Origin of the sequence: Mycolicibacterium llatzerense (genome assembly GCF_000878195.1) — a bacterium.
Lineage (GTDB): Bacteria > Actinomycetota > Actinomycetes > Mycobacteriales > Mycobacteriaceae > Mycobacterium > Mycobacterium llatzerense.
Window position 1 is genome coordinate 40,948 of sequence record NZ_JXST01000042.1, and the last position, 13,245, is coordinate 54,192.

Genomic DNA, 13,245 nt, shown 5'->3' on the forward strand with positions numbered 1-13,245 from the left:
TCGCGTGGCCGCGTCGCACGACGCGCCCGGGGGCTTGAGGAGAATACGTGGCCGACGATGCCCGACTTGATGCCCCATCCGAAGATGCCAGCAGCGCAGCGGAGCCGATAGAGCTCCCAGAGCGCCTGCGGATTTTCTCGCTGGCCCGAATCCTCGGGACCACCAGCAAGAAGATCACCGAGACGCTGGCCAGCGTCGACGGTAGGCCCCGCAACCCCGCGTCGACGGTGACCCGCGCGGAGGCCGAGCGCGTCCGCGACCTGCTGGGTCTCAGTGGCGACGCCACGGAGACCGCGGCGCCCGCCGCCGAGGTGCCGGTCGTAGCCAACGATGAGGCGCCCGCCGAAGTCGCCGTCGAAGCCGTCGACGTCGCCGAAGCAGCCGTCGAGATCGCGCGTGAGGCGGAGGCCGAAGCCGCCGACGTGGAATCCGACGCCGGCGAGCCTGAGTCCCGGCTGCTGTTGGAGACGGTTCCGGCGCCCGCTGCCGAGCCTGCCGACTACCTGCCGCTGTTCGTGGCCCCGCAGCCCGTGACCTTCCGGCCGCCCGCTCCCGAGCCCGACGACTTCGCCGACGACGACAACGACAGCGACAGCGACAACGCCGACGACGTGGCCGACGGCGCCGACGACGGTGGCGAGGATGGCGCTGATGACGACGGCGAGCGGCCCGCCAACCGCCGCCGCCGCCGTGGTCGCCGTGGCCGTGGCCGTGGCAGGGGTGAACAGAGCAGCGACGACGCGACCGACGCAGACGTCGAAGGCGACGCGCAAGACGCCTCGGCTGAGGGCGATGAGGACACCGACGGCGAGGCCGACGACGACTCCGGTGACGACGACGCGAACGCGTCCGACGGTGCCAGCCGCCGTCGACGTCGCCGCCGCCGCCGCAAGTCGGGCGGTGCCGGCGGTGACGATGGCGATGGCGAGGCCGGTTCGCCGGACGATCCGCCCAACACCGTCGTCCACGAGCGCGCCCCGCGCACCAAGTCGGACAACAACGAAATCCAGGGCATCACCGGGTCCACCCGGCTGGAGGCCAAGCGTCAGCGCCGCCGCGACGGCCGCGACGCGGGCCGCCGCCGTCCGCCGATCCTGAGCGAGGCCGAGTTCCTGGCTCGCCGCGAAGCCGTCGAGCGCGTGATGGTGGTGCGGGACAAGATCCGCAGTGAGCCGCCGCACGAGGGTGCCCGGTACACCCAGATCGCCGTGCTGGAAGACGGCGTCGTGGTCGAGCACTTCGTGACGTCTGCCGCATCGGCCAGCTTGGTCGGCAACATCTACCTCGGCATCGTGCAGAACGTGCTGCCTTCGATGGAGGCGGCGTTCGTCGACATCGGCCGTGGCCGCAACGGTGTGCTCTACGCCGGTGAGGTCAACTGGGAGGCTGCCGGCCTCGGCGGCAACAACCGCAAGATCGAGCAGGCGCTCAAGCCCGGCGACTACGTCGTCGTCCAGGTCAGCAAGGACCCGGTCGGGCACAAGGGCGCCCGTCTGACCACGCAGATTTCGCTGGCCGGGCGCTACCTGGTGTACGTGCCGGGCGCGTCCTCGACCGGGATCAGCCGCAAGCTGCCCGACACCGAGCGCCAGCGCCTCAAGGAAATCCTCAAGGAGGTCGTGCCTGCCGACGCCGGTGTGATCATCCGCACCGCGTCCGAGGGCGTGAAGGAAGAGGACATCCGCTCGGACGTCAATCGGTTGCAGGAACGCTGGACCGAGATCGAGACCACCGCCACCCAGACCAAGGCCAAGGCCGCCGGTGCCGCCGTGGCGCTCTACGAAGAGCCCGACGTGCTGGTCAAGGTGATCCGCGACCTGTTCAACGAGGACTTCACCAAGCTCGTGGTGTCGGGCGACGAGGCCTGGAACACCATCAGCACCTACGTCAATTCCGTTGCGCCGGAACTGCTTTCGCGGATGTCGCAGTACGAGCCGGCGGGCGGTGCCACCGGCCCCGACGTGTTCTCGGTGTACCGCATCGACGAGCAGCTGGCCAAGGCCATGGACCGGAAGGTGTGGCTGCCCTCGGGCGGCACCCTGGTGATCGACCGCACCGAAGCCATGACGGTCATCGACGTCAACACCGGCAAGTTCACCGGCTCGGGCGGAAACCTGGAGCAGACGGTCACCCGCAACAACCTGGAGGCGGCCGAGGAGACGGTGCGTCAGCTCCGGTTGCGCGATATCGGCGGCATCGTGGTGATCGACTTCATCGACATGGTGCTCGAATCCAACCGCGACCTCGTGCTGCGCCGCCTGACCGAGGCATTGGCGCGAGACCGGACCCGGCACCAGGTATCCGAGGTGACTTCGCTCGGTCTCGTGCAGCTGACGCGCAAGCGCCTCGGCACCGGTCTGATCGAGGCGTTCTCCACCACCTGTACGCACTGCGCCGGTCGCGGCATCATGCTGCACGTCGACCCGGTGGACACTGCGTCGCCCAATGGCCGCAAGGCCGAGGCGGCCGGTGGTGCCGGCGCTGGTGGCGGTGGCCGCCGCAGCAAGCGCGCCAAGAAGGCCGCCCCGCGCCCCGAGGAAGAGCCGCAGGTCGTCAAGGTGCCGCCGCATCCACAGGGTGAGCATCCGATGTTCAAGGCCATGGCGGCCGCGAACGGCAAGCACGAGGACGACGTCGACGACGAAGACACCGAGGACATTGCCGACGAAGCAGCCGAGGGCGACGCCGTCGAGTCTGCCGAGGCGCTGACCGAACTGGACCAGGCCGATGACGACCTGGACGCCGACGAGGCTGACGATGACGACTCCGACGAGGCCGAGGACGACGAGGACTCGGATGAGGACGAACTCGAAGTCGAGCTCGACGAGGACTTCGAGGACAGCGACGACGAAGACGACGAAGACGACGATCTGGACCTCGACGAGGACGACGAGGACTCGGACGACGACGACGAAGACGACGACGACTCGGACGACGAAGATGATGACGACGACGATGACGAGGACGACGAGGAAGAGGCTGATCAGCCTGCTCAATCGGTCGTCACCCGGGCTCCCGTCGTCCGTCAGCGGCGCCGCGCTGCGGCCCGTCCCGCCGGTCCACCGGTCGGAGGTGTCGATGACTGATGCCGTGAGGGTCCACGCGGTTTGACCCTCGATTAACTGGTCACGTACCCTTGACCAGTTGTCGCCTGGCTGACACCGGCGGCATGGAGCTGCCGGGGGATGCCCCGCGCCACTCCAACCTAAGACCCGCGTTCGCAACCTTCGGGTGGCGCGCGCCCCGCAGTAGACGCAACGAAGAACAGAGGAACACCAACGATGGCAGCCGATAACGCCACGTACGCAATCGTCAAGACTGGTGGCAAGCAGTACAAGGTTGCCGTCGGTGACGTGGTCAAGATCGAGAAGCTCGACGTCGAGCAGGGCGCTTCGGTGTCGCTGCCGGTCGCTCTCGTGGTCGAGGGTGCGAAGGTCACCACTGGTGCCGACGCCCTGGCCAAGGTCGCTGTCACCGGTGAGGTGCTCGAGCACACCAAGGGCCCGAAGATCCGCATCCACAAGTTCAAGAACAAGACCGGCTACCACAAGCGCCAGGGCCACCGTCAGCAGCTGACGGTCGTCAAGGTCACCGGCATCAAGTAAGAGGGAGCGAACAGACATGGCACATAAAAAGGGCGCTTCCAGCTCTCGTAACGGTCGCGACTCAGCCGCCCAGCGGCTCGGCGTCAAGCGCTTCGGCGGCCAGGTCGTCAAGGCCGGCGAGATCCTCGTCCGCCAGCGCGGCACCCACTTCCACCCGGGCGTGAACGTCGGTCGCGGTGGCGACGACACCCTGTTCGCGACGGCTGCCGGCTCGGTGCTGTTCGGCACCAAGCGCGGCCGCAAGACGGTCAACATCGTCCCGGCAGAGGTCTAACCTTTTTTCACGAGGTGTGAAGCTGCCACGAGGTTTCGCCTCGTGGCAGCTTTTCTTTTTGTGATGGAGAGGACGACAGATGGCACCCCGGTTTGTTGACCGTGTGGTGATCCACGCGCGCGCCGGCAACGGCGGCAATGGCTGTGCATCGGTACACCGAGAGAAGTTCAAGCCGCTCGGTGGGCCGGACGGCGGTAACGGCGGTAAGGGCGGCAGCATCGTCCTGGTCGTCGACCCGCAGGTGCACACCCTGCTGGACTTCCACTTCCGCCCGCACGTCGATGCCCCGTCCGGTAAACCCGGCGCCGGTAGCAACCGGGAAGGTGCCGCAGGCGCGGATCTCGAGGTGCGGGTGCCCGACGGCACCGTCGTGCTCGATGAGCATGGCCGCATGCTGGCCGACCTGGTCGGCGACGGCACCCGCTTCGAGGCCGCCGCCGGTGGCCGCGGCGGGCTGGGAAACGCCGCACTGGCCTCGCGGGCCCGTAAGGCGCCCGGTTTCGCGTTGCTGGGGGAGAAGGGCCAGACCTGCGACCTCACCCTCGAACTCAAGACCGTCGCCGACGTCGGCCTGGTCGGGTTCCCGTCGGCCGGCAAATCGTCGCTGGTATCAACCATTTCGGCGGCCAAGCCCAAGATCGCCGACTATCCGTTTACCACTTTGGCTCCGAATCTCGGTGTGGTGTCCGCCGGTGACCACACATTTACCGTCGCTGACGTTCCGGGTCTGATCCCGGGTGCAGCCGATGGCCGCGGCCTGGGACTGGACTTCCTGCGGCACATCGAACGCTGCGCGGTGCTGGTCCACGTGGTGGACTGCGCGACGCTGGAGCCTGGCCGTGACCCGATCTCCGACATCGACGCGCTCGAGGCCGAGCTGGCCGCTTATACGCCGACGCTGCAAGGGGATTCGACGCTCGGCGACCTGGCCGAGCGACCCCGGGCGGTGGTGCTCAACAAGATCGACGTGCCCGACGCGCGCGAACTGGCCGATTTCGTCAAGGACGAGGTCGCCGCAAAATACGGTTGGCCCGTCTACGAGATTTCCACGGTCAGCCGAGATGGCTTGCGCCCGTTGATCTTCGCTCTGTGGGACATGGTCGCGGCGTACCGGGCCGCACAGCCCGTGGTGGCGCCGAGGCGGCCGGTCATCCGGCCGGTGGCCGTCAACGAGAGCGGCTTCACGGTCGAATCGGACGGCTTCGGCGGCTTCATCGTGCGCGGCACGCGGCCCGAACGCTGGATCGCGCAAACAGCTTTCGACAACGACGAGGCGGTCGGTTACCTCGGCGACCGGCTGGCTCGCTTGGGCGTCGAGGACGCGCTGCTGAAGAAGGGCGCTCGTGCCGGCTGCGCCGTCACCATCGGCGACGTCACATTCGACTGGGAGCCGCAGACGCTCGCGGGTGTCGACACCCTGCTGTCCGGTCGTGGCACCGACATCCGCTTGGAGCAGACGGACCGGATCGGCGCCGCCGAACGCAAGGCGGCCCGCAAGGAGCGTCGCCGCTCGGCGGAGGACCTCGAGGACCCAGAGGACTGAGTGTGACAGCCAATTCCGCGGCGGTCTCGGCGCACCGGGAAGCCGTGCGGACCGCGCGCAGCGTCGTCGTCAAGATCGGGACCACTGCGCTCACCGCGCCCAATGGAATGTTCGACGCGGGCCGGCTGGCCATGCTCGTCGATGCCATCGAGAAGCGGATGAAGGCCGGCTCGGACGTCGTGATCGTGTCCTCGGGTGCCATCGCCGCCGGTATCGAGCCGCTCGGCCTGACCAAGCGCCCGACAGATCTCGCCACCAAGCAGGCCGCGGCCAGCGTGGGGCAGGTGGCCCTGGTCAACGCGTGGAGCGCGGCGTTCGGCCGGTATGACCGCACCGTCGGTCAGGTGCTGCTGACGGCGCACGACATTGCCCAGCGGGCGCAGCACAACAACGCCCAGCGCACGCTGGACCGGCTGCGGGCGCTGCACGCGGTGGCCATCGTCAACGAGAACGACACGGTGGCAACCAACGAGATCCGGTTCGGCGACAACGACCGGCTGTCGGCCCTGGTGGCGCAGCTGGTCGGTGCCGACGCGCTGATCCTGCTCAGCGATATCGACGGCTTGTACGACTCCGACCCGCGCAAGGGCGACGCCCGCTTCATCCCCGAGGTCGCCGCATCGGGTGACCTCGATGGCGTGTCCGCGACCGGCGGCAGCCGGCTGGGCACGGGCGGGATGGCTTCCAAGCTGTCGTCGGCGCTGCTGGCCGCCGATGCCGGTGTCCCGGTGCTGTTGGCCGCGGCCGGTGACGCCGCCGCCGCGCTGACCGATGCCTCGGTGGGTACGGTCTTCGCCGCGCGCCCCGAGCGCATGTCGGCGCGACGGTTCTGGGTGCGCTACGCGGCGGAGACGACGGGGTCGCTGATCCTGGACGCCGGTGCGGTGCGGGCCGTCGTCCGGCAAAGAAAATCTTTGCTGCCCGCCGGCATCACCGCGGTCTCGGGCCGGTTCCACGGCGGCGACGTCGTCGAGCTGCACGGCCCTGATGGCAACGCCGTGGCCCGCGGCGTGGTGGCCTACGACGACTCCGAACTTGCGGGCATCATCGGCCGGTCCACGCCCGAATTACCCGTGGAGCTGCGCCGACCTGCGGTGCACGCGGACGATCTGGTCGCAATTTGACGTCGACTTTGTGTGTATTTGGATAGAATCCACGCCTCGATCAAACGTTTTGCCCGCTAGATAAGGCCTACCTATTAAATTAGGGTTATGCTGCCTTCGACACCTGCGCAGCAAACAGAATTGAGGGGGCGATGGCGAGACAGTCGGTGCTGGCGGTCGGCGCGCATCCCGATGACATCGAACTGGGCTGCGGCGGCGCGCTGGCAAAGCATGTAGCGGCCGGCGACCGAGTCACCATGTTGGTGGTGACCCGTGGCGAAGAGGGACCGGGCGACTCCCAGGAGCGAGTGCGTGAGCAACTCCGCGCGGTGGAGGTGCTGGGCGTCCACGAGCTGCTGTGGGGCCAGGGTTTCGGTGACTGCCGGGTCTCGCTGCAGGAATTCGAGTTGGTGCACCTCATCGAGGATGCGATCGAAAAGTCTGCTGCCACAATCGTTTACACCCATACGGCTAACGACAGCCACCAGGATCACCGGGTGGTCTCCCGCTGCACCCTCGGTGCGGCGCGGTGGGTGTCGTCGATCATGACGTACGGCGGACCGTCGGCCATCGGCTTCAACCCGACGGCGTTCGTCGACATCTCCGACTCTCTGGACAAGAAGATCGAAGCCCTGATGTCGCACGTCTCGCAGGCCGAGGCCAGCGAAAAGGTCAGCGCCTCCTGGGTGCGCAGTTCCGCTGAGCACTACGGCTTCCTGTGCCGCCGGACGTTCGCCGAAGGTTTCGAGCCGGCCCGACTGGTCGTCGATTTCTGACCCTGTGCCGACATTTCTCATCGTCGGAGCCGGTCCGACCGGGCTCGGCGCTGCCGTCCGGCTGACCGAACTCGGCATCGACCACCTGGTGGTGGACGCAGGCGATCAGGTCGGGGGCATGGCGGCGTCGGTCCGCGACGCACGTGGTTTCACCTGGGATCTTGGCGGCCACGTGCTGCACAGCCACTTCGCGGAGTTCGACCGGGCCGTCGAGGGTTCCGGGGTCAAGATGAACGACGTCGCCCGGAACGGCTGGGTGTGGCTGGACGGCAGCGGGCCGCAGGCCCTGGTGCCCACGCCCATCCAGCAGCAACTCACCGAGATGCCCACCGACCTGTACCCGGACGCACCGCTGCACAACCTCGCCGACTATTACCGGAACAATTTCGGTGGCAAACTTTATGACGAGTTTTTCGGGCCCTACAACTACAAGATGTGGACGGCCCCGCTCGAGCAGATCGACCATGAATGGACGTCGCTGCGCAGCGGCAGTGCCGCGCCGAACGTGCCACGCCTCGGCTTGGCCGGCTCGGCGACCGGACCCGCGGGCAGTTTTCCGTATCCGGTCGGCGGCACCGGCGCGCTGTGGCAGGGAGTGCACGACCGGATGCTGGCACCCGGGACGGTGCGGCTGAACACCCGCGTCGTCGACATCGACGTTTCCCGGCGGCGCGCCACGTTGGACGATGGCTCGACCGTGTCGTACGAGCACTGCGTCAGCTCTGCGCCACTGACTACGGCCTGGGGCTGGCTGGGTGGCGCCGGCGCTGAGGGGACGGCCCAGCGAAACACCTTGTGCGCCAGTCGTATCTACGCTGTCGGCCTGGGCTACCGCGGTCCGGCCCCGGAGGCGCTGGCCGACAAGACCTGGCTGTACTGCCCGGATCTCGGGGTGCCGTGGTACCGGGCCACGATGCTGAACAACTACGACCCCGCCAATGCCGGCGACGGACGCTGGAACGTGCTGTGTGAGGTGCCGCTGCTGCCGGGGCAGTCGCTGACGGGCGACGAGGCGGTGCGGCGGACCGAGGAGTCGTTGCGGGCGCTGGGCGCCGGGTCGGAGTACGTGGTGAGCCGGTTCGTGCAAGAAGTCCACATGGGTTATCCGGTGCCGACGCTGGGGCGTGACGACATCGTGCGGACGGTCGACGCGCGGCTACGCGCACACGGCTTCTACAGCCGGGGCCGGTTCGGCGGGTGGCGCTACGAGTCGTCCAACCAGGACTACGGCTACCTGCAGGGCCGGCAGGCCGTGGACAACGCGCTGTCCGATACTCCGGAGGACGTCTACTGGCACCCCGAGAGGTTCTGAGCCGGCAATTCACTGGCCAGCAGGGCGAGGATTTCCGAACATCCGCTGTCGATCTTGACGGTGGCCAGGTCATCGCCGCGGGTGGTGCCACGGTTGATGATCGCGACGGCCTTGCCGGCAGCGGCCGCGTGCCGGACGAAGCGGTAGCCCGAGTACACCGTCAGCGACGAGCCCGCGACCAGCAGCGCGTCGGCCTCGTCGACCAGGGCGTAGGCCTGCTGCACCCGGTCCTTCGGGACGCTGTCGCCGAAGTACACGATGTCCGGTTTGAGGATGCCGCCGCAGCGCGGACAGTCCAGGTACCGGAACGTGGCGGTGTCCTCGACGATCGCGTCGGCGTCGGGTGCCACGCCGATACTGCCGACCTCGGCCCGTACGGTGAAACCGGGATTGAGCCGTTCCAGTTCGTCGGCCAGCTCCGCGCGCGTCATGGTGTGCCCGCAGCTGAGGCAGATGACCTGCGCGTATGTGCCGTGCAGGTTCACCACCGTCTGGGAACCCGCCTTGGTGTGCAGCAGGTCGACGTTCTGGGTGATGACGCCCGTGACCAGGCCCGCACGTTCCAGCGCGGCCACGGCGCGGTGGCCGGCGTTGGGCCGGCGAGCGGCCATGTGCAGCCAGCCGATGTGGTTGCGGGCCCAGTACCGCTGCCGGAAGGCCGGACCGGACAGAAACTGCTGGATGGTCATCGGATTGCTCGGCGGCGAGTCCGGCCCGCGGTAGTCCGGGATGCCCGAATCGGTGGAGATGCCGGCGCCGGTCAGCACGGCGATACGCCGGTCGGCCAGCAGATTGACCAGTTCAGGAGCCTGCACGTCATCGAGGGTAGGCCGTCTGCCCTGTTACGCGACGTGACGGTGCGACAATCGTGGCGTGGACTTCTACTCCGCCTACCGGCACGGATTCGTCCGGGTGGCCGCGTGCACGCACCACACTGCGCTCGCGGACCCGGCGGCCAACGCTGCCTCGGTGCTGCGCCTGGCCCGGGACTGCCATGACGACAACGCGGCGCTGGCGGTGTTTCCCGAGCTGACGCTGTCGGGCTACTCGATCGAGGACATCCTGCTGTCGGACGCGCTGCTGGAGTCGGTGACCGAGGCGCTGGCCTCGATCGTCGAGGCGTCGGTCGAGCTGTTGCCCGTTCTGGTGGTCGGTGCGCCGCTGCGGCACCGGCACCGGATTTACAACACCGCCGTGGTGATCCACCGCGGGTCGATCCTCGGCGTGGTGCCCAAGTCGTATCTGCCGACGTACCGCGAGTTCTACGAGGCGCGCCAAGTGGCGGCCGGTGACGATGTCGAGGGCACCATCCGGCTGGGCGGGGTCGATGTACCGTTCGGTCCCGACCTGTTGTTCGCCGCGGCGGATCTGCCGAACTTCGTTCTGCACGTGGAGATTTGCGAAGACATGTGGGTGCCGGTGCCGCCGAGCGCGACGGCCGCGCTGGCCGGTGCGACGGTGCTGGCCAACCTGTCGGGCAGTCCGATCACCATCGGCCGGGCCGACGACCGCAAACTGCTCGCCCGTTCGGCGTCGTCGCGGTGCCTGGCGGCGTACGTCTATGCGGCGGCGGGGGAGGGCGAGTCGACGACGGACCTGGCCTGGGACGGGCAGACCATGATCTACGAAAACGGTGTGCTGCTGGCCGAATCCGAGCGTTTCCCGCGCGGCGAACGACGGTCGGTCGCCGACGTCGACACCGAGCTGCTGGCCGCCGAACGGCTGCGGATGGGCACGTTCGACGACAACCGGCGCCACTTCGCCGACCGGACCTCGGGGTTCCGGCGCATCGAATTCACGCTTTCGCCGCCGGCGGGCGACATCGGCTTGCTCCGTGAGATCGAGCGGTTCCCGTTCGTGCCGTCGGATCCGCAGCGCCTGCAACAGGATTGCTACGAGGCCTACAACATCCAGGTGTCGGGTCTGGAGCAGCGTCTGCGGGCGCTGAACTTCCCGACCGTGGTGATCGGCGTGTCCGGCGGGCTGGATTCCACGCACGCCCTGATCGTCGCGGCCCGGGCCATGGACCGGGAGGGCCGGCCGCGCAGCGATATCCTGGCCTTCACCATGCCGGGCTTCGCGACCGGTGACCACACCAAGAGCAATGCCACCGCGCTGGCCAAGGCGCTCGGAGTCACGTTCTCCGAGTTGGACATTCGGGACACCGCGCGGCTGATGCTCGCCGAGATGGGGCATCCCTTCGCCCGTGGTGAGGCCGTGTACGACGTGACGTTCGAGAACGTGCAGGCCGGGCTGCGCACCGACTTCCTGTTCCGGTTGGCCAACCAGCGTGGCGGCATCGTGCTCGGGACCGGTGACCTGTCCGAGCTCGGCCTGGGCTGGTCGACCTATGGCGTCGGCGATCAGATGTCGCATTACAACGTCAACGGCGGGGTGCCGAAAACCCTTATCCAGCACCTGATCCGGTGGGTGATCTCCTCTGGGCAGTTCGGCGACGACGTCAACGACGTGTTGCAGTCGGTGCTGGATACCGAGATCACCCCGGAACTGGTGCCCGGCGCCGACGTCCAGAGCAGCCAGGCCAAGGTGGGACCGTATGCGCTGCAGGACTTTTCGCTGTACCAGGTGCTGCGGTACGGCTTCCGGCCATCGAAGATCGCGTTCCTGTCGTGGCATGCCTGGCGGGACGCCGCGGCCGGTGACTGGCCCGCCGGCTTCCCGGCCGACGAGCGGGTGGCCTACTCGTTGGCCGATATCCGGCACTGGCTGAAAGTCTTCGTCCAGCGGTTCTACTCGTTCAGCCAGTTCAAACGGTCGGCGCTGCCGAACGGTCCGAAGGTGTCCGCGGGCGGAGCGCTGTCCCCGCGCGGGGACTGGCGGGCGCCGTCCGACATGTCGGCACGCATCTGGCTCGACGAGATCGAGCGCAACGTTCCGGAGCACTGAGCTCCAGCGCGATCAGAACGGTGGGGAGCTGTCGCCGTCGATGAGTCGTTCGGCGAGTTGGAGTTTGGCTTCGGGCGTCGATTCCGGCTCCAGCAGGTCGGCCCAATTGAGGGCGCGTTCACGGCGGGTGCGCCGGGTGCGGTCGTCGGTGCGGGTGCGGCGGCGGGTGGGCATCATGAGGTCGCGGCCGGGATGGTCGCTCGTGGTTGCCGCAGCTGATGGTGGTGGCGTCGGGGTCGGGAAGTGTCTGTCGGGGAACAGGATTCGGCTGCCGGGCACCGTGGTGTAAGTGTGTCCGGTGGGCGCGGTCCAGATGATGGTGCCGTCCGGGTGCTGGCGGGTACGCCATCCGGTAGGTCCGTTGTAGAAGGTCTTGACCAGGTGGTGCTTGCGGCACTTGGGGGTGAGGTTGCCTGGATGGGTCGCGCCGGCAGGCCACGGGATGGTGTGGTCGAGGTCGGAGTCGACAGCAGGGCGGTCGCAGCCGGGGTGCATGCACGTCATGTCCCGCATCCGGACGTAGTTGTCGAGTGCGGTCGACGGTCGGTAGTGCGGTTGTCCGTCGGCCGGAACCTGCGGTGGGATAACAGTTTTCACTGTGGCGCCGCGGGCGGCGAGGTCGGCCAGCAGGACGGCGGGGATGACGGGGCCGCCGGCCAGGAATCCGATGGCAGTCTGGTCGACGACGGGCTCAGGTTCCGGCCGGGTTGCGAGCGCCTCCTCGACCGGGGTGTCCGGAGTGACTGGCGGGGTGGACTCTGGGGCGTCGAGTAGCGGATCACTCACCGGTTGCGGCTCGGCCTCAGCCAGCACATGAATGATGACCGCAGCGGCGCGGGGATCGGCGCCGGCGGCAGGGCAGTCGGGATTGGCGCAGTGGCAGGGCAGGCGGTCGCCGCGGGCAGCCAGGACGCCCAGCGCGTCGGCGCGCCGCTGGCCGAGGGGGCGCGGGTCGTCGTCGCAGACCTCGTGAGCCATGGCGGTGAGGGTGCGTTTGAGTAGTTCGGCGTCGGTGGCCAGCAGTAGGGCCCAGACGGACGTGACGCCGGCTGGGTCGCCGGGCTTGCCGAACTCGACGTCGCGGCCGCGGACGGTGTTGCGGGTACGGCGGACTGCGGCAGGGTCGAACTTCTCGATCCAGCTGTCGATCTGCCGGATGGTGTCGGCTTTCGACAGCGGTCCCCAGTCGCGGGCGGAGCCGGCCATCGCGGTGTCGATGAGGGCGAGCGTTGCGGGGTCTTGCACGAGCTCGGTGTGCCAGCAGATCAGGGTGACCAACGCGAGTGACAGATCCCCACGGGCCAACAGTTCGCCGACGTGCGGGAGTCGGTCGCACAGCGTCAGGGCCAGTTGCATCTGGCTGGCGGCCTGCCACCGATTGATGGTCAGGGCGGCGCCGATCTCGCACGCCGCAGCATCCCAGCCGTCGCACGCCCACAGATCGCGGTCTTCGTAGTCGACGCAGCGGCGGTGAGTGAGTTCGGCGATGGCGGCCAATCGGCGGGCGGCGCTCTGGGCTTCGGCGCGCGTGGCACTGGTCATCGTGTTGATCAGAGAAGCGTCGTCGGCTTCGCTGGTTTCGATCACCAGAAGTTCGTACATATGTACTGCTTATCTGCTTAATTGGACCTATGCTGGTCAGCATGGGTACTGCAGAGGGTGGGCCGGTCGGCGGGGTCGACTATCCGCGCACGTTCCAGGAGTTTCGGAGCTGGTTTCCCGATG

General features: G+C 68.1%; 10 protein-coding genes. 8 read left to right on the plus strand and 2 right to left on the minus strand.

Annotation, left to right across the window (positions count from 1 at the left end; translation table 11 throughout):
- Window positions 1-47: 47 nt before the first annotated feature.
- From rne to TL10_RS24025, 7 genes are all read left to right on the plus strand, one after another.
- A complete protein-coding gene (rne, locus tag TL10_RS23995; RefSeq protein WP_043987651.1) occupies window positions 48-3,086 on the plus strand; it encodes a ribonuclease E in 3,039 nt (1,012 codons plus the stop codon).
- A 195-nt stretch (window positions 3,087-3,281) separates the two neighbouring features.
- Window positions 3,282-3,605, plus strand: a complete 324-nt coding sequence (rplU, locus tag TL10_RS24000; protein ID WP_043394258.1) for a 50S ribosomal protein L21 — start codon at window positions 3,282-3,284, stop codon at window positions 3,603-3,605.
- A gap of 16 nt (window positions 3,606-3,621) precedes the next feature.
- Window positions 3,622-3,879: a 50S ribosomal protein L27 gene (rpmA, locus tag TL10_RS24005; RefSeq protein WP_043394256.1), complete on the plus strand. Its 258-nt coding sequence runs from the start codon at window positions 3,622-3,624 to the stop codon at window positions 3,877-3,879.
- 79 nt (window positions 3,880-3,958) lie between these two features.
- Window positions 3,959-5,422 (plus strand): GTPase ObgE, encoded by a 1,464-nt coding sequence (obgE, locus tag TL10_RS24010; protein ID WP_043394254.1) that lies wholly within the window; start codon window positions 3,959-3,961, stop codon window positions 5,420-5,422.
- Between the two features lie 2 nt (window positions 5,423-5,424).
- On the plus strand, window positions 5,425-6,546 hold the full coding sequence (gene proB, locus TL10_RS24015) for a glutamate 5-kinase (RefSeq protein WP_043394252.1): 1,122 nt from the start codon (window positions 5,425-5,427) through the stop codon (window positions 6,544-6,546).
- A gap of 131 nt (window positions 6,547-6,677) precedes the next feature.
- Window positions 6,678-7,301 carry a PIG-L deacetylase family protein gene (locus TL10_RS24020; RefSeq protein WP_043394250.1) on the plus strand — a complete coding sequence of 208 codons (624 nt, stop codon included), beginning with the start codon at window positions 6,678-6,680 and terminating at the stop codon, window positions 7,299-7,301.
- 4 nt (window positions 7,302-7,305) lie between these two features.
- Window positions 7,306-8,613, plus strand: a complete 1,308-nt coding sequence (locus tag TL10_RS24025; RefSeq protein ID WP_043987652.1) for a protoporphyrinogen/coproporphyrinogen oxidase — start codon at window positions 7,306-7,308, stop codon at window positions 8,611-8,613.
- Here TL10_RS24025 and TL10_RS24030 read toward each other — a convergent pair.
- Window positions 8,589-9,428, minus strand: coding sequence for an NAD-dependent protein deacetylase (locus TL10_RS24030; protein ID WP_043987653.1), 840 nt, complete (start codon window positions 9,426-9,428; stop codon window positions 8,589-8,591). The genes TL10_RS24025 and TL10_RS24030 overlap by 25 nt on opposite strands.
- A 58-nt stretch (window positions 9,429-9,486) precedes the next feature.
- On the opposite strand from TL10_RS24030, the gene TL10_RS24035 reads away from it, so the two are divergent.
- Window positions 9,487-11,520 (plus strand): NAD(+) synthase, encoded by a 2,034-nt coding sequence (locus tag TL10_RS24035; protein WP_043987654.1) that lies wholly within the window; start codon window positions 9,487-9,489, stop codon window positions 11,518-11,520.
- A gap of 12 nt (window positions 11,521-11,532) precedes the next feature.
- On the opposite strand, the gene TL10_RS24040 is transcribed toward TL10_RS24035, so the two are convergent.
- A complete protein-coding gene (locus TL10_RS24040) occupies window positions 11,533-13,122 on the minus strand; it encodes an HNH endonuclease signature motif containing protein (protein ID WP_082068064.1) in 1,590 nt (529 codons plus the stop codon).
- Window positions 13,123-13,245: the final 123 nt, after the last annotated feature.

Coding starts and splice junctions, on each gene's coding strand:
- obgE (WP_043394254.1), top strand. CDS start 3,959: ATGGCACCCCGGTTTGTTGACCGTGTGGTGATCCACGCGCGCGCCGGC.
- TL10_RS24040 (WP_082068064.1), bottom strand. CDS start 13,122: ATGTACGAACTTCTGGTGATCGAAACCAGCGAAGCCGACGACGCTTCT.
- rplU (WP_043394258.1), top strand. CDS start 3,282: ATGGCAGCCGATAACGCCACGTACGCAATCGTCAAGACTGGTGGCAAG.
- rpmA (WP_043394256.1), top strand. CDS start 3,622: ATGGCACATAAAAAGGGCGCTTCCAGCTCTCGTAACGGTCGCGACTCA.
- TL10_RS24020 (WP_043394250.1), top strand. CDS start 6,678: ATGGCGAGACAGTCGGTGCTGGCGGTCGGCGCGCATCCCGATGACATC.